The sequence below is a fragment of the Secundilactobacillus malefermentans genome (genome assembly GCF_008033155.1).
GTDB lineage: Bacteria > Bacillota > Bacilli > Lactobacillales > Lactobacillaceae > Secundilactobacillus > Secundilactobacillus malefermentans.
This window is the reverse complement of record NZ_CP042371.1, coordinates 868,734-891,148: the sequence shown is the minus strand read 5'-3', so window position 1 is coordinate 891,148 and position 22,415 is coordinate 868,734. Positions and strand designations below refer to the sequence as shown.

The following is a 22,415-nucleotide window of genomic DNA, read 5'->3' as shown; positions in this document are numbered from 1 at the left end:
AGAAGCAGCCATGGAAATAGGACTTATTGGAGCAGGGCCACGTGGATTGGTCGTGGCCGAACGATTAATTGAACGACAAAGAGAGCAGCATAAATTTGAACAGTTAACGATTACCTTGATTGATCCATTTGGAATTGGCGGTCGCGTTTGGCAGCCTAATCAATCTCCGGATTTAATTATGAACACGAATCCGAGTCAAATTTCGATGTTCACGGATGAAACAAACGAGATTGAGGGGCCAATCGTCCCTGGTCCCAATTTGTATGAATGGATTAAAACGGCAGGGGAAGCCTATATTAAAGAAAATCACTTTTCAATGAGTCAGTCATTATTAGCAGAGATTTCCCCGCTAACTGAAAATGGCTACGCAACCCGTGGCATGTTTGGTGTCTATTTAAACTGGTTTTACGACTACTTACAATCCCGGAAAACGGCTGACACGACCTTAAAAATCATTACGGAAGAAGTGGTCGCCGTTCAGCCTTCAGCGGATACGAATCAGTATTTGATTAAGTGCAGTAATCATATGTTACCCGTTGACAAAGTTGTGATGGCATTAGGGCACAGTGAAAATAAGCCAACTGCGGAACAGGCTAATCTTCGCCAGTTTGCAGTTAAGCAGCACATCAACTATATCTATCCAATGCAACCGCAAGAGTACGCCTTCCAAGAACTCGCTGCCGGCCAAACAATCGTGATTCGTGGCTTGGGACTCAGCTTTTTTGATGCGATGGCCATGCTAACGATTGGCCGGGGTGGAACATTTACTCGCGATGATAAAGGAGATCTGGTTTACCAGCCTTCTGGCAATGAGCCGGTGATTGTAGCGGGATCGAGACTGGGTGTGCCGCTTAGGGCAAAGGGGCGCAATGAGAAAAAAGTTGGCGAAAGAACGCAACCGCACTTTTTCACTGCTGAATGGTTCGCAGCAGCAAAGGCGCAAGGCAAAATATCAGGTCGTGAATTCATCCAAACGGTTCATCATGAAGTGGAGTACGTTTACTATGAACGGCTAATTGAGCAAAGCTACCCAACGATTAACGTCGATAACTTTCTCGATGAATTTAGGAAATCAGCTGATCCCGAAATGGTTGTTCAGCAATCTGACATTGCAGAATCGGACTACTTCGATTGGGATCGGACCGTTCATCCAATGATTAAAACCGGTGGAATTACCGACTATTTGAAACGAGATGCCGATGAAGCCAATAAGGGAACCAAGACCGGCCCGCTGACATCAGCGTTCGAAGTGTTCCGGGATATTCGGGACGTCTTTCGTAAAGTTGTGAATCTGCAGTTACTGGATCCTGACGATTACCGGAATGACTTTTTGGGTCAATTTAACTATGAAAATTCCCATTTGGCAGTGGGTCCACCGGAAAACCGAATCGAAGAGCTGAGAGCCTTGGTGATTGCGGGCACTGTCAAAATTTTGGGACCAAACATGGTCGTTGAGACTGACGACGAAACGGGTTCATTTGTCACCTGGTCTAAAGCGCAGCCAGAACGAAAGGTTCGCTCAACCTACTTGTTGGAGGGCCGATTACCGTCAATTAAGGCGGATCAAAGCCAAAACTTTCTACTTCAACAGCTGGTCGGGAATCAGTTGGCACAAGCCCATGAGCTGCGCCTTTCTAACGGCGCAAAATTTAAAACGGGTGCGATAGACGTTGACGTTCAAACGCAGCAACTATTGGTGAATGGTAAACGAAATCCACAGCTTTTCTTTTGGGGTGTTCCCACTGAGGGAAAGCAATGGTTTACGACGGCAAGCCCCCGCCCACTGACGAATGATGTGACTTTTCGGCAAGGGGATGCAATTGCGGAACAGCTAACTCAGAATTCCATTTGACAGTCCTAATAAAAGAGATTATAATCTCATCAAAATCTAATTTAAAAAGTAAGCATTGATGAGAAGAGTAGTTGTTGCATTGAATTTCAGAGACCTCGGGTTAGTGGAAGCGAGGATTCAAGGCAGCGACGAAGATGAGCTCAGAGCTGTGGTGCGGTTAACGCCAATCCACCGACTGCCGGCGATACACGGCACTAGTTTCTTTTTGAGACTAGCTGAGTCGTTAATTGCGAAATTAGCGAAAAATGAGGTGGTACCACGGTTACGCGTCCTCGGAATTATTTCCGAGACTGTGTAATCGGGTACCACCTTTTTGTGTTGATAAATTAAGTTTAAATGATATTGGAGGATGTTTTATGACAACGAGTATTATTGGATTTCCAAGAATTGGTGAACATCGAGAATTAAAATTTGCAACGGAACATTACTGGAAGAAACGGGCAACCAAGGAAGCGTTACTGACGGCCGCCAAAAATTTAAGAGCACAACATTGGCAAAAGCAGCAAGACGCCGACATTGATTTAATTCCAGTTGGGGACTTCTCACTTTTTGACACCACTTTGGATGCAGCATTTGCTCTCAACGTAGTGCCCGCTCGCTATCGAGCTCTCGGGCTATCTGCATTGGATGAATATTTCTCACTAGCCCGCGGTTACCAAAGTGACACAGAATCTGTTAAGGCGTTACCAATGAAGAAGTGGTTCAACACAAACTATCATTACATCGTTCCCGAATTTGATGATCAAACGGATGTTAAATTGGTCGGAACAAAACTATTTGATGAAATTAATGAAGCCAAAGCGCAAGGAATTTCGCCTAAAGCCGCCATTGTGGGTCCCTTTACGTTACTCAAATTGAGTCGGTTTATTGGCAACAAACAAGCGGCAGATTTTGCCCCAGCAACGATTTCTGCCTACAAAGCTATTCTGGCTAAATTAGGTCAGCAAAAAGTTGAGTGGTTGCAATTGGACGAACCAGCGCTCGATTTTAATTTAACCGCTGATGACAAGGCCTTGTTCCTAAGCATCTATGGTGAGCTTCTGCCGGCTAAGGGTAACGTTAAGGTGCTTCTCCAAAACTACTTTGGCGACATTCGCGATGTTTACGAAGATGTGATCAAATTGCCATTTGATGGTATTGGGTTGGATTTTGTGGAAACGGATCAGAACATTGCCTTAGTTAAAAAATTCGGATTTCCTGAAGATAAAGTTTTATTTGCCGGCGTTGTGAACGGTAAAAATATTTGGCGGAATCATTATGCGACAACAATTGATACTCTGCACTCACTAAACGTTAAGGGACCGATTGTGCTCAGCTCTTCATGTTCCCTACAACACGTGCCATATGACGCAGCGTTAGAAACAAATTTACCTGAAACGGTGCAACAACATTTGGCATTTGCTTATGAAAAACTAACGGAAATTAAGGAACTGGATCAAATTTTGAACGGCGAAGACCAAGGTGGTCTGGCTAAAAATACCGACCTCTTTAGCACTATTCAACATCCCAAGAGTGCAGCAGTTACGGAACGAGTTAATCAATTGACCGATGTCGATTACACCCGTTTGCCAGCACGAGCTGAACGGGAAACGATTCAGCAGGATGAGTTTGAGTTGCCTGCATTACCAACGACAACCATCGGCTCATTCCCACAGACCAAGGACGTTCGTCAAAATCGTTCTAAGCTTCGCAAGGGTGAAATCACGCAGGAAGAATACGACCAATTCAATCGCGATAAGATTAAGCGGGTCATTGAATTCCAGGAAAAAGCTGGCGTGGATGTACTTGTGCATGGCGAGTACGAACGCAACGACATGGTGGAATACTTTGGTGAAAAACTGGATGGTTTCGTCTTCACTCAAAATGGCTGGGTCCAATCCTATGGAACTCGGGGCGTTAAGCCACCAATTATCTGGGGCGATGTGAGTCGTAACGCGCCAATCACCGTTGAGACAACTGTTTACGCCAAGAACTTAACTGACAAATTGGTTAAGGGAATGCTGACGGGTCCTGTGACCATTTTCAACTGGTCATTCCCTCGTGAAGACATCACCCCCGAAGAGTCTGTGACGCAGATTGCGCTCGCGATTCGAGATGAAGTCCAAGACCTTGAAGCCCATGATATTAAAATCATTCAAATTGATGAACCAGCCTTGCGCGAAAACCTACCACTTCGAAAAACGGATTGGTACAAACGGTACCTCGATTGGGCAGTTCCAGCGTTCCGCCTCGTTCACAGTGGCGTGAAACCACAAACCCAAATTCACACGCACATGTGCTATAGCGAGTTTGGCGACATTATCCAAGCAATCGACAATTTGGATGCCGATGTGATTTCATTTGAAGCGTCCCGTTCTGATTTGTCGCTCATTGACCAGTTGGTTGCGGCTGATTTCCAAACGGAGGTCGGACCTGGCGTTTACGATATTCATTCACCACGAATTCCAAGTGTTGACGAACTCGAAACAATTATTAATAAAATCATTGCTAAATTACCAGTTTCGAAGGTCTGGATTAACCCTGATTGTGGCTTGAAGACGCGGTCTGAAACCGAGGCGTTTGAGGCAGTCACGAACATGGTGAATGCGGCCAAAAAGGTAAGGAGCCAGGTTTATGAAACTAACGGAAGTCTTTAAACAGAAAACGGTTTTTTCGTTTGAGGTGTTTCCACCCCATGGCAAAACGCCCCTCGTCAAAATTAAGCAAACCCTAGAGGAGCTTGAGGACATCCATCCGGATTTCATTTCGGTGACACTTGGGGCTGGCGGTACTGGCAAGCGGGACTCAACGGTTGAAATAGCAGGCTTAATTCAAAATGACCTTCATATTCCAGCTGTGGCCCATATTCCGGGACTCTATCAGTCAAAGAAAGACGTTCAAGGATTATTGGACCAGTTTGCCGCACATCATGTCACCAATATCATGGCTTTACGTGGGGATCGCGTACCTGGCCATGAGCCGGTTGGCGACTTTGACCATGCAGACGACTTGGTGAAATTCATCAAGCAAAATGGGGATTTCGATGTTATCGGCGCCTGCTATCCGCAATGCCATCAGGAGGCTAAAGACATCGCGACCGATATTCGGTTTCTCAAGCAAAAGGTTGATTGTGGGACTGAACACCTGATTTCCCAATTGTTTTTCGATAATCAGTGTTTCTACGATTTTACGAAGCAGGCTCGGCAAGCTGACATCATCGTTCCCATTGAAGCCGGAATTATGCCAGTAACGAATCAGAAACAAATTGCGCGAATAGCGGATATTTCTGGGACACCGCTGCCCGAAAAGTTTTTAACGATTATGAACCGGTATGTCGATAATCCAGAAGCGATGCGTGATGCGGGAATTGCTTACGCGATTGATCAAATTGTGGATTTAGTGGCCCACGGTGTTGATGGTGTTCATTTATATACGATGAACCACAGTCAGGTGGCGCAACGGATTTGGGCGGCAACGAAGACGCTGTTTGAAGCATCGACGACGAAACCTGTTTGACATTTCAAATGGGGATGCGTATGATAATAACAATTAAATAAGTTCCTTTAAGTTGGTCCGTGAGGCTAGCAAGGAGTTCGGTGGTTCGCGCAATAGGCGTGAACTCTAAGCACTTGTAGTCTGCGGACTGCGGGTGCATTTTTATTTTTAAGAGCGAAAAAAGCGTTGGATTCTGCTTTTTGAAACTTGATATAAAAGTGGAAAAATCCTTAATTTGACTTTACGAGATCAACTTATCCGAACTTGTTAATCCAAGGAGGACTTTATACATGAAGGAACCAGAATTCCATGATAATGACGCGGTATTAGATATTCACGATAAGCCTAAATTTTGGGCTTGGGTCGGGTTGTCACTGCAACACATGTTTTCGATGTTTGGCAGTACGGTAATTGTGCCATTGCTTGTCGGATTGAGTCCTTCAATTGCACTATTTGCTTCAGGAGTCGGAACGTTACTACATATTATGATTACCCAGCGGAAAATACCCGCGTATATGGGATCCAGTTTTGCCTTTATTACGCCGATGCTGGCGTTGATGAAAACGACTGGCTATCCTGGAATCGGGCAAGGCGTGGTGGCAGTTGGGGTTGTCTACCTAATTGTTGCACTGATTATTGGACTAGTTGGGTCGGATTGGATTGACAAAATTTTACCACCCATCGTTGTGGGACCGGTTGTGATGGTGATTGGCCTTTCACTGGCAGGGTCTGCGGCAACTGATGCGATGATGAAAAATGGCACTTATAACCTAGAATATTTCTTAGTCGCAATGGCAACGTTGTTACTCGCAATTTGCTTCAACATGTTTTTCAAAGGGTTCATGGGCCTCATTCCCGTGCTACTGGCAATTGTGTGTGGCTACTTGATTTCCCTTGCATTGGGGATTGTGGACGTTCATAGTATCGCAATTGCACCATGGTTTAAGCTGCCTGCATTTCAAATTCCGGGGTTAACTTATCATTTCCATTTTGAATGGTCGGCAATCATTACGATTGCCCCAATTGCATTCGTGACGATGACCGAACACATGGGGCACATCATGGTGTTGAACAATTTGACCAAACGAGACTTCTTCTTAGATCCTGGGTTACATCGCACACTAGCCGGCGATGGTGCGGCTTCAATATTTGCCGGATTAGTTGGGGCTCCAGCGATGACCAGTTACGGTGAAAACATCGGCGTCATGGCCATCACCAAAGTCCACAGCGTTTATGTTTTGATGGGAGCTGCTGGATTTGCCATCCTGTTCTCGTTTGTTTCAAAACTGAATGCGATTATCATGGCAATGCCACTACCAGTTATTGGCGGAATTAGTTTCTTGTTGTTCGGAACCATTGCGTCAGCCGGGATTACCGTCATGACGGATCATAAAGTCGATATGAATAAGAAACGAAACTTGATGATTGCCTCAACCGTCATGATTATTGGTGTCGGTAACGCCTATCTACAGCTTGGAAAATTCCAGTTTACGGGCGTTGCGTTAGCCACGATTTTGGGAATTGTTTTAAACTTAATTTTACCGCAAGAGGCGGCAACGGAATAGCTTGAACTCGCCAAAAAGACCCGTCTAATTAGACGGGTCTTTTTAGCGTAATATCGGACATATTAATATCTATCGTTTAAAAAACATGTTAAGATTCCAGTACCAAGGAGCGTAAACGCTTTCATTTTAGCTTGGTGTTAAGGGGAATACCATTGAACAGGTAGGATTGGGGCAGGCAAACATCGTTGGAGGGGAGTTCAACATGTTAGGAAAAAATAATCAGCAACAAAAGAGCCGGCGGGTGACAGAACGACAATCACGCTATAAAGAGTATAAGTCAGGAAAATTTTGGGTTACTGCAGGGACGACCATTTTATTTGGTGGGCTTCTCTTTTTTGCGGGTTCAACTAACTTAGTTAAGGCTGATACAGTAGATAATGTTGATGTCGCGCAAACATCGGAATCTGTTGCAGATTCTGATGGGGAGCAGTTACAGCAAAAAGAGGTTGCTTTGGAAACACCGAAAGCAGCAGTCACCACTGAAACTGAAGCGGCTGATGCGGATGTCACGAATCCCGAACCAGCAGCTACCCCTAAAACTCAACCGGTTGAGGAAGATGTCACGAATTCTGAACCATCAGCCAAAGCGCCTTCAACCGCCGAACAGTCAAATGAAGCGGTTAAACAGGACTTAGGCAATGCAAGTGACGCTCAAGTTAATGAAGTAAAAGAAACTGCAAAGCAAGCATATGTTGATACTGGCACGAATCAAGTTATTACGAGGTCTGACGCAACAGCTGCAGTATCGCCAGACGATTTGACCAATGTTGTGGATGCGACGGCTTCGTTTAACGTGCCCAAAAATACAGATCTGCACTACACCTATGTTCATCGAGACCTAACCCAGGTTCAGGGAGCACATGCCTGGAAGGGTGCGGCTTATGCGGCAGCTATTGCTATGGATGCCAAAGGTGTCGATACGGCGGGACAGGCATACTATATTGATGAATGGATGCCAGACTATGCGTTTCAATACTTCCTTTGGTATACCAATTTCAGAGCGCAATATAGTACGATTACTTTGTTTAGAGATAATTTTACGAAAAATAGTTTAGCAAATGTCACTAAAATTTATGTGACTGAAGGTTCACAATCAACCTCAGGCTCTGGCCTCCAATATTACATGGCTTTAATGTCCATGGCTAGTATGGAAGGATTGCAGTATGCGACCAATTTGAAAGAAATTTACATGGTTCCAAATTTATCAGTGAGCCAAACAATCTTTAAAGATGCATTTATGAATGGTAATTTATGGGACATTGGTGCTTTAAAGAATTTAAACAAATTAAGCTCAGTCATCATTAATTTCTTTGTTATTAATGACGTTACGGCGCTTGGTAATAAACCAAATCTGACCACGTTGAACCTTTCCTACAATCAAATTGCTGATTTATCAGCGCTACAAAGTGACACTAATCCTGCTTTGGATTTATCGAAGGGATTTATTCAGCAACATATTTTGCTTCAACCCATTACTTTAAGAACGGGAACGACAGCGTATGAAACACCATCTTTCATTATCAAGGATTTATTGGCAAATAATTTACCAATTACTGCCTTTGATAATAAAAATAACCTAGAGTATCCCAAACTCTATCCAAGCACATCTTCAGGTGGAAACGTTGATCCAATTACGTTATCGTGGTTTAACCTATTACCAGATAGCACAACAATGTACGGCAACTTTTCGACATTGTGGAAGGATCCCAACAGTGATTATAACGGTTGGATTATTCAGCCATATTTATTTAAAGAAAATGTCGGAAATGTCATTGTGGACTACGCCTACTTGAAGTCTGATATGTCGCAATTAAACTTATCGCCGACTTCAGTATTGGCGGGTGACGTGAATACTCAATTTGATTTAAATTCAAATACAAACGTGATGACCCAGTTCAGCAACATCATTGGTAAAGGATATAAGTACTCCTATATTATTCTAGATGGAACCGGCCTTTACTCGGACTATCTTGCAAATAATGGGCTGGCTAATAAAGTTAACACGACCGGAACGTATACGGATACTGCGCGGAACATGACACTTATCTTTGTTAAAGATTCCAAAATAAATGTGTCATTTGTTTACAATGATACAGATGGGACTCAAAAACCAATTTTAGATGGGTCAGGGAACCCGCTCACTGGAACGGCAACCGGAAATCCAACCACGCCATTTCCAGTAAGTAATGTCCTGTTAGAATTTCCTGAATATAAGTTTAATTCAATTCAGGTTTCTACCGATGGTGTTAATTGGACGACGCTAGATCCAGCAGCAAAGACGATTCCATTTGGTGACGAGAATCTGCAGGTAAAAGTCATATATGATGTGATTACCAAAACGGCCATTAATATCAAATATGTTGAAAAAGGGACCGACAAATTATTAGATTTTAAGTCTGATACCGGTAACGTGGGTGATCAATATACGGCGACGGCACCAGCTACGATTACCAAAAATGGGGTTATTTATAACTTAATTGATTCGGACTCAGCAACCATTACGTTGGTTAAGGACAATAATACAATTCAGTTTAATTACGAAATTAGTCAAGGAACGATAACCGAACATTTCATTGATGCTGATGGGAATGTGCTTCTGCCAGACGTTACTTTAACCGGTAATAGCGGTAGTGCCTACAAAGTTACGCCAGACCAAACCATCACTGTCGACGGAAAAACCTACACCTTCAAGACGGTCACGTCTAATTCAGCACCACTTGAAGGCCTGTACACGGGCGACCACCGCGATATTACCTTAGTTTATGTACTTGTTCCTGAGACACCGGGTGGCGGCGGTGAGGTAACACCTCCAGTTGTGACGCCACCAACGACGGAACCAGAACCGACTCCAGAACCAACACCGGAGCCAACTCCAGAGCCAACGCCTGATCCAGCAAATCCAGGCGAGGAGCAACCTGGTGAAACACCAGATGATCCGATTATTGACTCAACGGATGGCGCCAAACCAGTGACTAAAGACACCAATGCCACAGAAATTAATAACGCAAAAGCAGTAAAAGCAGTAAAAGCGACGAAAGTGCAACAAGCTTCAATTTTGCCTCAAACTGATGAAACGAATTCAACCGGAATCTTGGCCCTTGGACTAGCCATGTTCAGTGTGCTACTGGGGATGTTGGGTATTCGTCGAAAACATGAATAAGAATAGCTAATAAAGGCACCCCTCCAAAAAATGAAGGGGTGCCTTTTGCGGTGTGAGGAGCAGCTGTTTCAATCATGATTAAGGTCAATCAACTTTTGCAGATAATTTTGGTAATCTTGTTTGAACGGAGCGGGTCCCAGAATTCTCAAACCAGTGCCAAAACTCGTTAAGTACCGGTAGCCAAATTCGTGATATGGAATGGTAATTTGGGCGCGATAATGTTCGGTATCGTAGTCGTTTAGAGTACTTTGACCATAGCGTTCCACCAACTTATCCCGCAGCGACTTGTCGATGACAATGTCGATTGAAATGGTGGGAAACAGGCCACCACCCGAGTGTTCAAATGGCTGAGGTTTGTTTTCTCGAGGTGTGAAGTGACGTTCTAACAGCGTGGTCGAAATGATTCGCGCCAATTTTCATCAGTTACTCCTAAATTTTAATAGGTGACAGACAGCTGTCATCTTTCCAGTAGTATACTCCATCTTGTAAACAACTATAAAACAGGAGTGATTAATATGCCATTTAAAGTCGAAACATTACCAGAACAACTTATCTCAGGATTTCAAACGACCCTACCAACACCTGCGTCATTTAACGATATTTCCGAAATGAGTGTCGTCAAAGCCGATTACATCAGTAAATTAAAGGACATTCAGGATCAGGTTACTGAGGATGCAATGGACGATGATTTTTACGCTGTCAACTTCAATCAAGATGAGAAGCAGCACTACCTCGTGGGCGTTAGAGTTATGGCCGCACCCACTGAGTCATTTACGATTCCAGCTGGGAAGTATGCCAAGTTTGAGTTCAAATCATTGGATCGCAACGAAATCGATCAAATGATTGGTGCGGCATATGGCGAATTGGCTCAATCTATTGATTACGCAGTTGCCGGAAACTATAATTTGGAAGTCGTCACGAACCTGATTTCAGGGAAGGGCAAGTTTAAAATATACCTACCTATTGTGGCTAAATAAGAAGTATAATAGTGCTTGTAACAAAGAGAACCCTTCACTTTAGTGGTCAAAGTGAGGGGTTCTTTTCAGTATCGTTTGCGATACGCTACCTGGTAAACGATTGCTAGGGCAATAAACCAAACAATTGAAATTATTAATGAGATTCTTGTTGATGGCACAAAGAATAGGTAAATCAGAACGCCAATGAAGAAGATGAGGCTGAGGTAATCCGTAACCGGATACCCTGGCATCGTAAAGCTGGCGTGTCCCTTTGGGTGCTTTTGCCGATATTTAATGTGGCACCACAGCAAGACCACCCACACAAAGACAAAGTTAATGGTTGAAACCCCTGAAATGAGGGTGAAGACTTTTGCTGGCATGATGAAGTTTAGGATAACGATGATAAATAGGAAGAGGGATGACACGTTTAAAGCTTTGCTAGGTACCGAACGGCGATCCAGTTCCCTGTACCGTTTAGGCGCGTTACCCCCAGTTGCCAAGGCGTGCAGTGTCCGGCTGGTACTGAAGATGGCGCTATTCGTTGCTGACATGGCCGCGGTTAGGACGACGAAGTTTAGAATCCCAGCAGCACCAGCAATCCCAATTCCAGAAAAGACCTGAACGAAGGGGCTAGAGGTCGTGGTAATTTTGTCCCATGGGTAAACACTCATGATGGCAATCATTGACCCAACGTAGAATAGCCCGATTCGGATTGGCAAACTATTGATGGCTTTTGGTAAATTTTCTTCGGGATTGGCAGTTTCCCCAGCGGTTAGCCCAACCATTTCAATCCCAACGAAAGCGAAGACCACCATTTGAAATGATAGCAAGAATCCAGAAATTTCTGTTGGGAAGAAGCCACCATGACTGACAAGGTTTGAGAAACCGGTCGTTGTGGAACCTAATTTAAAGTGCCCGATTGCTAAAACGACCCCGACCACGATTAACGCAATAATTGCGACAACTTTTATAAGGGAGAACCATGATTCAAATTCTCCAAATAGCCCAACGTTCACGAGGTTAATGAGTGATAATAATAAAATGATAATGAGTGGAGTTAGCCACTGTGGAAAGCCTGGGAACCAGTACTTTACGTAGATTCCTGTAGCCGTTAAATCAGCCATTGCTAAACTAATCCAGCAGGACCAGTACGTCCAACCGGTGATGAATTCGGCTCGGTCACCGAGGTACTCTTTCACAAAATCGATGAAGGACGACTTACTGGTGTCGGAGAGGAGTAACTCCCCGATTGCCCGCATGAGAAAGAAACAAAAGATCCCAACAACGAGATATGCGAGGATGATTGAGGGACCAGCTGCTCGAATGGCACTCCCGGATCCCAGGAATAAACCGGTCCCGATTGCCCCACCGATTGCAATCATTTGAATGTGGCGGCTCTTGAGTGAGCGTGATAGTTTCTGTTTATCTTCCATTTTGATAACCTCCGTTTAAAATAAAAAAGGACACCCCTAGTATTTCTACTAGGAGCGTCCTTAGCGCTGTTCCATCCTTAATTCGCAATTAATTAGATTGCCTTTATAGCCGGTATTGAGGCCAAACATTTTGTGGTTCGCCATTTTTTGTGATTAGCTTGCAGCCGGTGACTAATCTCTCTTATTTAATCCGTACGGTTAAAATATGTGTTTACTCTAACCGTAATTTAATAGTCTGTCAAGGAAAAGTTTATACGGTATAATGGGGAAAATACGAAATGGGAGCTGATACTATGGCACAGGGACCAAATCCAAATGATCGTCATCCTAATCCAAAAATTGGCGAGTTAGCATTTGTAAAACCGACAATTACCCGACCAAATATCACGGTTGGCGATTATACGTATTATGATAGCCCAGAAGATTCCGATCATTTTGAGGACCACGTGACGCATCACTATGAGTTCCTCGGGGATCAACTGATCATTGGCAAGTTTTGTTCAATCGCAAGCGGCATTGAATTTGTGATGAATGGGGCGAACCACGTGATGAAAGGGATTTCGACGTACCCATTTAACATTCTGGCAAATGGTTGGGAAGCCAACACGCCAGAACTTAGCGACCTGTCGATGAAGGGGAATACCATTGTTGGTAATGATGTGTGGTTTGGGCAGAACGTGACCGTTTTGCCAGGCATCACGATTGGGGATGGTGCGATTATCGGCGCAAATAGTACCGTTACCAAGAATGTTCCCGCGTACTCAATTGTGGGTGGCAATCCCGCACAGTCCATCAAACAGCGCTTTTCCGAAGAAGTGATTGAAAAACTCGCAATTTTGAAATGGTGGAATCAGCCAATCGATTGGATTACTGGCAACACCTACTGTTGCGCAGATTGAAACGTTAATTAAGCCAACTAAAATAAATTAGAGCTTGATTAAAAATATTAAAATGGTATGATAAATGCAACATTTAATTCAAGGGAGCTTTCACTTATGAAACTTAATGAAAAAACTCAACTGAATAATTGTCGTTATTACTTTTGGTTTTTCCGGGTGTGATTTGTGGAGAGCCAAAAGCATTTTAGCTTTGATTAAAACCGGCCGCACAGATCACGTTAACTGACTGTGCGGGGGGACTATAAGCGTAACTGCGAACCCTTTTCAGTCATTTGTCGTGACTGGAAGGGGTTTTTATATTACAGGAGGAATGGCATATGAGTCGATTGATTGGTCACATGAAAAAGGAATTAAGCGCATTAGCACCATCAGAAATTTTAAAGTTTAATCAGGAAATTGCGAACATTCCGGACATCGTCAAGTTAACTTTGGGAGAGCCGGATTTCAACACCCCAGAGCACGTCAAACAAGCCGCAATTCGGAGTATCGAGAATAATGAGAGTCATTACACGAATTCTCGTGGAATCATTGGTCTTCGGAAAGCAGCTGCCAACTTTTTGAAGCAAAAATATGAATTGGATTACAATCCGGAAACCCAAATGCTCGTGACCACGGGGGCTACCGAGGCGATTTATTCAGCTTTAACCGCCATTTTAAATCCTGGCGACACGGTGATTATCCCAACGCCAATTTTCCCATTATACATTCCGGTTGCCATGCTAAATGGGGCCAAGGTTGTGTTTGTCGATACATCGGCTGATGGATTTGTCCTTTCTCCAGAAAAATTGCAGGCCGCAATCGAGGCGAATAAAGAAACCGTTAAGGCAGTTGTCCTCAACTTTCCAAGCAATCCAACTGGTGTGACGTACAAGCATGACGATCTTCAGAAAATTGCTGACGTCATTTCGCAATACGATATCTTTTGCCTTAGCGACGAAATATACAGTGAATTAACTTACGAGGGGACGCACGCGTCAATGGGGACGATGCTTCCGGAACAAACCCTCGTCTTAAATGGGGTCTCAAAATCCCACGCAATGACGGGTTGGCGAATTGGGCTCCTTTGCGGACCAGCCGACGTGATCATGGAAATTGGTAAGGTTCATCAGTTTGCGATTACTTCAGCAACCACCAATGCTCAGGTCGCAGCCCAGGAGGCCTTTGAAAATGGGATGGATGATGGCGTTAAAATGCGCGCGGTCTACCAAGAACGCCGGGACTTATTGTTAGCTGGGTTAGCTAAAGCTGGCTTTGAATGTGCGAGTCCAAACGGGGCCTTCTACCTATTTGCTAAAATTCCAGAAACGCTAAATCAGGATAGTTGGACATTCTGCTACGACTTGGCTAAGCAAGCAAAAGTGGCCGTGATTCCGGGGGCTTCATTTGGCCCTGGCGGTGAGGGTTACGTGCGGATTAGCTATGCAGCCAGCACTGAAGATTTGACGAAAGCAATTGAACGGATTCAAGCTTACATTGTAAAACAGGTGCTACCAACGGCGGGACGATAAATTAATAGGAGTGAGTAGGATGGAAATAACAAAAAGTGAGTCACAAAATTCAATTGGAAAAACAACTAAAGAAGTGGTCATGAATACGCTAAATGGACTATCGATTGGGATTATCGTGGCACTGGTTCCCAGTGCCTTGCTTAACCAACTGTTGACGGCTTTGTTACCCGTTTTTCCAGGCGGGGAAACCATTATGGGGATGACGAATGCCACAATGGTCTTGTTGCCAGCGGTTGCTGCGGTTTGCGTGGGGATGCTTGCCAAATTTTCGCCGATTCAAACAACGTCAATTGCGTTAGCCGCCGTCATGGGGGCAGGTAACTTTAAGGCGGGTGCCAACGGGTTTGTCGCCAGTGGGACGGGCGATGTTATCAATATTGCCATCACCATTATGATTGGCTACGCGGTCATTTTGGTATTGGGGCAACGACTTAAGGCGTACACCATTTTACTGATTCCAACGTTAGTGCTCGTGATTGCGGGCGGTATCGGAACGTTAACTTTGGGTCCAGTAAGCGAAATTACCAAATTAATCGGGTTAGGCGTCATGCAATTGACCACGTTACAACCCATTATCATGGGCGTTTTGCTGGGAATTGTCTTTTCACTTTTAATTATTTCGCCCATTTCATCGGTCGGAATTGCAGCGGCAATCAGTATCAATGGCATTGCAGCTGGATCCGCCAACTTAGGAATTGTTGCTGCTGGATTTGCCTTGGCTGTTTACGGCTGGAAAGTTAATTCAGTGGGGACGTCTTTAGCCCATTTCTTAGGATCGCCCAAGATGCAAATGGCGAACATTATGTCTCGGCCAAAATTAATCATTCCAATTATTATTAATGCGGGAATCTTGGGTGGACTCGGCGCACTTTTCAACATTCAAGGAACGACGATGAGTGCGGGATTCGGTTTCTCTGGTCTGATTGGACCAATTGCTGCGTTAAATGGGTTGGGGCAAGTGACACTTGGTTCAATTACGCTGGTAACGGTGCTCGTCTTAATCCTGCCAATTGGATTGGGAATCCTGAGCAATTACGTATTTGAAGATAAATTGCACTTTTACGAAGAGGATAACTTTAAGTTGAATTACGCATAAAAAATTGTTTCACATGAAACAAAAATAGACCAGCCCTCCCATTCGGAGAGCTGGTCTATTTAGCTAATCAATGCCCAATATCAAACGAACTTCATCCTCCGTCAGCGACCCCTTATTCTGGGTGCCACTAAGGACTTGGTCCACAAAATTGCGCTTCTTTTCTTGCAGTTTGTAAATTTGTTCTTCGATTGTCCCGTTAGTGATGAGGCGGAAAACGTCGACTTCTTTTTTCTGACCGATTCGGTGCGCTCGGGCGGTCGCCTGATCCTCAACCGCCGGATTCCACCAAAGGTCAACCAGGATGACCATGTCGGCACCGGTTAAGTTTAATCCAGTACCACCCGCTTTTAGGGAGATGAGGAAAAGATTTTTATCCCCCTGATTAAACGAGTTCACCATTGCGAGGCGATCCTTTGGTTTGGTATTTCCTTGAAGCATAAAGCTATCGTGATGTTCCGCATCTAAGCGTTGTTTAATGATGTCCAGCATGCTGGTAAATTGAGAGAAAATCAGCACGTGACGATTGTTTTCGATGGCTTGGTTCACAATCTCAGTCAGCTGTTCCAATTTGCCAGAGCTATCTTGATAATCATCCAGGTAAAGCGCTGGTGTATCACAAATTTGACGGAGACGAGTAAGTCCTGCCAAGATGGCAATTTTATTCTTAACAAATGACTCGCTCGACATCCCTTGAATTTTAACCTGCATTTGCTTGAGTTGAGCTAGATAGACGGTCTTTTGCTCCTTGGTCATCTCGTTGGTCAGATTGGATTCGACCTTGGCAGGGATGTCCTTTAGAACGGTCATCTTTTCCCGTCGTAAAATAAACGGTTTAACGCGCAAGGCGATTTCTTGCGGATCTAACTTTTTGAATTCTTTTTTGCTGGGGAGCAAGCCAGGCATGACCAGCTGGAAAATGGCCCAAAGCTCCTCAATCCGATTTTCAATGGGTGTCCCAGAGAGGGCAAACGTGTTCGTTGGATTCAGCTTTTGTAGGCTCTGGTTCGTTTTGGTGCTTGAATTCTTAACGTACTGCGCTTCATCAAGAACCAAGTAGTTAATCTTGCGTTGCTCATACTCAGCAACGTCAAGGCGAGCGCTATTGTAACTGGTGATGAGAACGTCAGCGTCTCCCTGCTCAATCACGGCGACGCGGTTGGATTTGCTACCATCCACAACTTCAACGATCATTTCTGGTGCAAATTTTTCAAATTCAGCCTGCCAGTTATAAATAAGGGAGGCGGGTGAAATAATCAGACTCGGCTTGTCCTTATCCAAATGGTTCAGCAAAAAGGCAATCATTTGAATCGTTTTTCCAAGACCCATATCGTCAGCAAGAATCCCGCCAAAATGGTAAGAATTCAACATTTCTAGCCATTGAACACCGACTTTTTGATAGGGACGGAGAGTTGCGTGAACCCTGTGGCTGGGCTGAACGTCAAATAGTTCCGGATGAGCTAAATTTTGCGTAAGTTTTAAAAACTTTTCATCAAAATGGGCATCCTTACCTAGCACGGCCTGAACGGCAAGTGCTTGGGTATTTGAGACGGTTAATTGCCCATTTTTAATGGGTTGATTGGCCCATTTTCGAACTTGGGTGAGAGCGGTACTAATTTTCTTTAACGATTCATCAACTAAAACAATTGTCCCATCTTCCCGAGTGATGTAGGGCTGATTCTTATCCAGCTCATTTAAAATGTGGTCAACTTCGTGTTCATCAATGCCCTTGAAGTTGAAGTCAACGGCCAGTAAGCCACCATTTTCGCTGACCGCGACCGAGGAATCGAGGTCTGATGCGTCGGCGACCAAATCGTTTAGATCATCGCTGACGGTGACCACCCCGTTTAGGCGTAAATTGGGAAGTTCTTGCGCAAAGAAACGATACAGTGCTGCGCCACTGGAAAAGTCTTTGGACCAAGTATTATTGGCCGGAATGAACTGTAACTGGCGGAGATATTGCTGTGACTGTTGTTCCATTTGCAAGTTTCGGGATGCTTCGGGCAGTTCAGCTGCATCCGCTTCAGCAACCAGCCCTGATTCGTATTCGTAGGAGAGTGCTAAATCGAGCTGATTACCGGCATGACTTAAATCAAAATGGGGCACCATTTGAACTGTTTTTAATTCATCGGGGACGGTAATCTCACCAATTTTCTTAAAGTTAGCGACAAATTGGTTCAATTCGGCGACCTGTCCAGCTGAAAAATGTAGGGCTGCTCTTTCGAGTGGCTCGCCGGGTAGTTTGAGCATCGAATGGCGCTGAAGTGATAATTTATACGTGCTGATAATGTTCGATAGTAACGTCATTTGGAGGGGCGTTGTTGAATAAAAAACGTTGCCCGAAATATCAAATAGGTTCGCTTGGACTTGGGTTTGCGGTTGTACCGTAATGCTTAAATTATAACCGTCCGCAACGGATTTAATTTCAGCGGTAATGAGGCCATTATCTGGTGCAAAAGTTTCCTGCTCAATCAAATCGTAGTGTTTGTCGTCTAACACGAATTGAAAGTCGGGTAATGATTGACTTAGGTCCAGCAAATGGGAGACGTACAGTGGTGGTAATAGTAAGTCGCGGTTTCGATTAATTTGGTGTTCATCGGGGACGATATCGGGTTGCATGAGTAAGAGGTAATCCAGAAATTGTTGATCTGGACTTGAAAATGATTCCTTATTAATGTGGAAAACCTGTTTACCAGCAGTGTGCAGGTCGCCCCCAATTTTGTAGGCTTCTAAAAATTCTTGAATTCGACTAATAATGTAGAACCGATTTTGGGCCTTTGACGCGATTCGCAGCCGAATGAGCAGTCGATTTTGGGCGTTGGGATTATCCCAGTATGGATCCAAACTATCGACAAATAGGGTTACTTCAAGTTTGAGTTGTGTTGATGCGTCATCGGCAATTGGTTGGAAATATTGCTGCCGAGGTAAGGATAATTGATCCAAAAATTCTTCACCGCTATGATCTGCTTCAACGGTTTTATTTCGGCGTTCTTTGAGCATGTTGAAGAAGCGGTCAGCAGCTTCACTGGCCTGGACGATTGACGTATCCGTTTTGGAAATACGATCGTTGGCATCTGCTATATCGTCGAACAGGGTTTCTAATGGGCGATTTTCTGATTCAAGCAGTTCGATGACGGCAGCAACGTGTTTACAAAAACCGTTGCCATCAAAAAATGGACAGGTGCAGGAGTCATCTTCTAATTCATTTTGTCTAAGCGTGACGTGATAGGGAGTTGATCCGTAAACCGTCGCTTCAATGACGTGGTTATTTCGATCGATTGAATTGATAATTACTTTTCCGGATTTGGCAATTGCTTCACCACGATCCCAGAATCTTTTTGGAATGTTATGTTCTTTCATAATAATGTTGCCCCCGAGCCTTCGTTGATTGACTGATTTGTGGTCTATCCTTCAGTGTACCAAAGTCTGAGGGAAAGTAACAAGGTAGTGACCAAATGTTTTGAAATCTTTGTGTTTGCAATAGAATGTTGACAAGATTAAAAAACGAGTGTATTCTTTCATTAAATTCTAATTTATACAGTGAATTTTAATAAGTGAACACATTGAAGAGAAGAGTAACAACCAAAAAGTAGATAAAGAGACCCCGGATGGTGAGAAAGGGAACTAGTTTTGGTCGCGAAGATGAGCTCCGAATTGTTGCTAGAAAGTTAACGCTAACTAGCCGGTTACAACCGTTATATTGTCAGGTATCAATAGGTACCAGTGAGGTGTTGGCTTTAAACTAACATAAATATGGGTGGTAACACGGTGCGTCCGTCCCTACATAGCGATATGTGGGGGCGGATTTTTTTATTCTAATAGGGATGGTGAAGATCAAATGACAAGTTTTAACACAGATTTAGTACACGGCAGTAGCAAACAGATTAAGGATGCAAACGGGGCAATTAACCCCCCAATTTATACGGCAACAACGTACGCTTATCCAGATGCCGAAAGTAACGTGCAATACGATTATTCTCGTTCTGGCAACCCAACGCGAGATAATCTCCAAAGTCTGATTGCGCAACTTGAACATGGTGAGGCCGGATTTGCCTTTGCTTCCGGAATGGCTGCCATTCATGCCGTTCTATCCCAATTTAAACCAGGCGATGAAATTATTTTGGGCGACAAGATTTATGGTGGAACTTACCGCCTCATTAACGAGTACTTTAAACGCTGGCAACTAAAGTTTAAGGAAGTTGATACGCAGGATCCAGCGGCAGTTGAAGCTGCGATTACACCAGACACCAAAGCAATTTACTTTGAAACATTTACGAATCCCCGCCTTCAAGTGACCAGTGTTAAAGAAATTTCAGCGGTTGCCAAAAAGCATGGCCTGCTGACGATTGTTGATAACACTTTCTTGACGCCATACTTACAACAGCCACTTGATTTGGGCGCTGACATCGTTCTTCACTCCGCTACCAAATATCTTGGTGGACATTCCGATCTCATTGCTGGGTTGGTTGTCACGAAGGCGAAAGACTTAGCCGAAAAAATTTACTTTGCGCAAAACGCAATTGGCGGCATTTTATCACCACAAGACATCACACTGTTGCGCCGTGGGATTCAGACGCTTGCTGTTCGGATGGATCGTCATCAAGAAAACGCCTTGAAACTTGCTAAATTTTTACAAGATCGCGATGAAGTTGCAAAAGTATACTTCCCAGGCATTCCAGGAACTAGAGATTACGAAATTGCCACCGCAGAAGTTCGCGGATACGGGGCCATGATTTCATTTGAACTCCGGGATGATCTGGACGCCATCCAGTTTGTGAACCACCTGCAACTCATTCACATCGCCGTGAGTCTTGGTGCCGTTGAAAGTTTGATTGAGCTACCAGCCACGATGACCCATGCAGAACTTTCGCCAGAGGATCAGTTGAAGGCGGGTATTACCCCACAATTACTGCGGTTCTCAGTCGGAATTGAAGATGCAAACGACTTAATTGAAGATTTAGCGCAATCACTTGATCAATTATCTAAATAAAAAGGAATGACACAAACTTATGTGGCAAATAATTACAAATTCATTCCCGCAGCTATTAGCAGCGGGGTTGAAGTATACGATTCCGTTAACACTGATTTCATTTGTACTGGGACTCATTTTGGCGCTGATTACGGCGTTGGTTCGCCTATCAAATCAAAAAGGGTTCTTCTACATTGTTAAAGCCATTTTCAGATTCTACGTTTGGTTATTCCGGAGCACACCACTGCTAGTTCAATTGTTCATCGTGTTTTTTGGGTTACCCTATTTGAAAATTAAGGGAATTTTTCCAGACGGAATCAAATTGGAACCGATGACCGCTGGGATTATCACCTTTTCATTGAATACGGGTGCTTACTGTTCGGAAACGATTCGAGCTTCCATCCTGTCGATTCCGGAAGGGCAATGGGAAGCCGCTTACTCAATCGGAATGACCAGAGCCCAGGCGTTACGGCGCATCATTTTACCGCAAGCATTAAGAGTTTCTTTGCCACCCCTTTCCAACAGTTTTATCGGGTTGGTGAAAGATACATCGTTGGCAGCGTCCATTACAATAGTAGAAATGTTCGAAGTGAGCCAGCAAATTGCCGCCGAAAATTACCAACCGTTAATTATGTATAGCCTGGTAGCCTTGATTTACGCCATATTCTGTACCGTGCTTTCGTGGCTGCAAGGCTACCTTGAAAAAGTCACGTCCCGTTACATTTCAGCAAATGGAGGAGGAAACGTTTAATGTTAAAGCTTACCAGTTTAAATAAAACATTCAGCAAACAGTCGGCTTTAACGGACATTACGACAGAATTTCCTGAAAATCAGACGACCGTTCTCGTTGGCCCATCAGGAGCCGGAAAGTCGACGTTACTGCGATCACTGAATTTTTTGGAACGCCCGGAGTCAGGCCAGTACGAGTTTAATGAAATCAACATTGATTTGAGCAAACCAATTGCAAACAAAACCATTCTCTCCGTCCGGCGCCAAACGGAAATGGTTTTTCAGGAATATAATCTATTTCCGCATTTGACGGTGTTGAAAAACGTGATGGAGGGACCGGTTCAGGTCTTAAAGCAGAACAAAAATAAGGCTCGCATTGAAGCCTTAGAGTTACTCAAAAAGGTGGGCCTTGGCGACAAAGCTGACAGCTATCCAAACCAGTTATCCGGTGGTCAGGCGCAACGGGTTGCCATTGCACGGTCACTGGCGATGCATCCGGACTACATTTTACTGGATGAACCGACTAGTGCATTGGATCCTGAACTGGAACTCGAGGTGCTCAAGGTGCTTCTACAGATTGCAAAGGAAAAGCAGTCGATGATTATCGTGACGCATAATTTGGAGTTTGCACGTCAGGTGGCAGATAAGGTCATTTTCATCGAAAAGGGCTGCATCCTTTACGACGGGGAAGTGGAACCATTCTTCAACTCGGAAAACAAACGAATCAAAGATTTTGTATCGGCAATGACGTTCTCAAGCATCGCGTAAAAGTAGCAA

Annotated in this window: 15 protein-coding genes; 12 read left to right on the top strand and 3 right to left on the bottom strand. The window is 44.2% G+C overall.

Going from position 1 to position 22,415, the window contains the following annotated elements; translation table 11 throughout:
• The first annotated feature begins 10 nt into the window (after positions 1-10).
• From FGL90_RS04315 to FGL90_RS04295, 5 genes are all read left to right on the top strand, one after another.
• Positions 11-1,852: an FAD/NAD(P)-binding protein gene (locus FGL90_RS04315; RefSeq protein WP_147657054.1), complete on the top strand. Its 1,842-nt coding sequence runs from the start codon at positions 11-13 to the stop codon at positions 1,850-1,852.
• Positions 1,853-2,208: 356 nt separating this feature from the next.
• Positions 2,209-4,488, top strand: a complete 2,280-nt coding sequence (metE, locus tag FGL90_RS04310) for a 5-methyltetrahydropteroyltriglutamate--homocysteine S-methyltransferase (RefSeq protein WP_147657052.1) — start codon at positions 2,209-2,211, stop codon at positions 4,486-4,488.
• A complete protein-coding gene (gene metF / locus FGL90_RS04305; protein WP_147657050.1) occupies positions 4,466-5,347 on the top strand; it encodes a methylenetetrahydrofolate reductase [NAD(P)H] in 882 nt (293 codons plus the stop codon). Before metE ends, metF begins: the two co-directional genes overlap by 23 nt.
• A 269-nt stretch (positions 5,348-5,616) precedes the next feature.
• The gene (locus FGL90_RS04300) at positions 5,617-6,891 is read left to right on the top strand and encodes a solute carrier family 23 protein (protein ID WP_147657048.1); all 1,275 of its coding nucleotides are present in this window, start codon (positions 5,617-5,619) and stop codon (positions 6,889-6,891) included.
• Positions 6,892-7,093: 202 nt separating this feature from the next.
• Positions 7,094-10,051: a MucBP domain-containing protein gene (locus tag FGL90_RS04295; protein WP_147657046.1), complete on the top strand. Its 2,958-nt coding sequence runs from the start codon at positions 7,094-7,096 to the stop codon at positions 10,049-10,051.
• A 68-nt stretch (positions 10,052-10,119) separates the two neighbouring features.
• Here FGL90_RS04295 and FGL90_RS04290 read toward each other — a convergent pair whose 3' ends face one another.
• A complete protein-coding gene (locus tag FGL90_RS04290; protein ID WP_010619100.1) occupies positions 10,120-10,464 on the bottom strand; it encodes a WCX domain-containing protein in 345 nt (114 codons plus the stop codon).
• Positions 10,465-10,566: 102 nt separating this feature from the next.
• On the opposite strand from FGL90_RS04290, the gene FGL90_RS04285 reads away from it, so the two are divergent.
• Positions 10,567-11,028, top strand: a complete 462-nt coding sequence (locus FGL90_RS04285; protein WP_056973806.1) for an effector binding domain-containing protein — start codon at positions 10,567-10,569, stop codon at positions 11,026-11,028.
• Between the two features lie 65 nt (positions 11,029-11,093).
• Here FGL90_RS04285 and FGL90_RS04280 read toward each other — a convergent pair whose 3' ends face one another.
• Positions 11,094-12,440 (bottom strand): amino acid permease, encoded by a 1,347-nt coding sequence (locus FGL90_RS04280; RefSeq protein WP_147657044.1) that lies wholly within the window; start codon positions 12,438-12,440, stop codon positions 11,094-11,096.
• 293 nt (positions 12,441-12,733) lie between these two features.
• On the opposite strand from FGL90_RS04280, the gene FGL90_RS04275 reads away from it, so the two are divergent.
• The 3 genes from FGL90_RS04275 (at position 12,734) to FGL90_RS04265 (ending at position 15,943) form a co-directional block, all read left to right on the top strand.
• Complete coding sequence (locus FGL90_RS04275) at positions 12,734-13,339, top strand: Vat family streptogramin A O-acetyltransferase (RefSeq protein ID WP_147657042.1); 606 nt, start codon at positions 12,734-12,736, stop codon at positions 13,337-13,339.
• A gap of 317 nt (positions 13,340-13,656) precedes the next feature.
• Complete coding sequence (locus FGL90_RS04270; RefSeq protein ID WP_147657040.1) at positions 13,657-14,847, top strand: aminotransferase class I/II-fold pyridoxal phosphate-dependent enzyme; 1,191 nt, start codon at positions 13,657-13,659, stop codon at positions 14,845-14,847.
• Between the two features lie 52 nt (positions 14,848-14,899).
• Positions 14,900-15,943 carry a PTS sugar transporter subunit IIC gene (locus FGL90_RS04265; RefSeq protein WP_187240456.1) on the top strand — a complete coding sequence of 348 codons (1,044 nt, stop codon included), beginning with the start codon at positions 14,900-14,902 and terminating at the stop codon, positions 15,941-15,943.
• A 63-nt stretch (positions 15,944-16,006) separates the two neighbouring features.
• On the opposite strand, the gene FGL90_RS04260 is transcribed toward FGL90_RS04265, so the two are convergent.
• Positions 16,007-19,300, bottom strand: coding sequence for a DEAD/DEAH box helicase (locus tag FGL90_RS04260; protein WP_147657037.1), 3,294 nt, complete (start codon positions 19,298-19,300; stop codon positions 16,007-16,009).
• A 478-nt stretch (positions 19,301-19,778) separates the two neighbouring features.
• Here FGL90_RS04260 and FGL90_RS04255 point away from each other — a divergent pair, with 478 nt between their 5' ends.
• From FGL90_RS04255 to FGL90_RS04245, 3 genes are read left to right on the top strand one after another with little or no spacing between them, the layout of a single operon-like run.
• Complete coding sequence (locus FGL90_RS04255; RefSeq protein WP_010619107.1) at positions 19,779-20,930, top strand: trans-sulfuration enzyme family protein; 1,152 nt, start codon at positions 19,779-19,781, stop codon at positions 20,928-20,930.
• Between the two features lie 19 nt (positions 20,931-20,949).
• Positions 20,950-21,660, top strand: a complete 711-nt coding sequence (locus FGL90_RS04250; RefSeq protein WP_010619108.1) for an amino acid ABC transporter permease — start codon at positions 20,950-20,952, stop codon at positions 21,658-21,660.
• Positions 21,660-22,406: an amino acid ABC transporter ATP-binding protein gene (locus tag FGL90_RS04245; RefSeq protein WP_010619109.1), complete on the top strand. Its 747-nt coding sequence runs from the start codon at positions 21,660-21,662 to the stop codon at positions 22,404-22,406. Before FGL90_RS04250 ends, FGL90_RS04245 begins: the two co-directional genes overlap by 1 nt.
• The last annotated feature ends 9 nt before the right edge of the window (positions 22,407-22,415 follow it).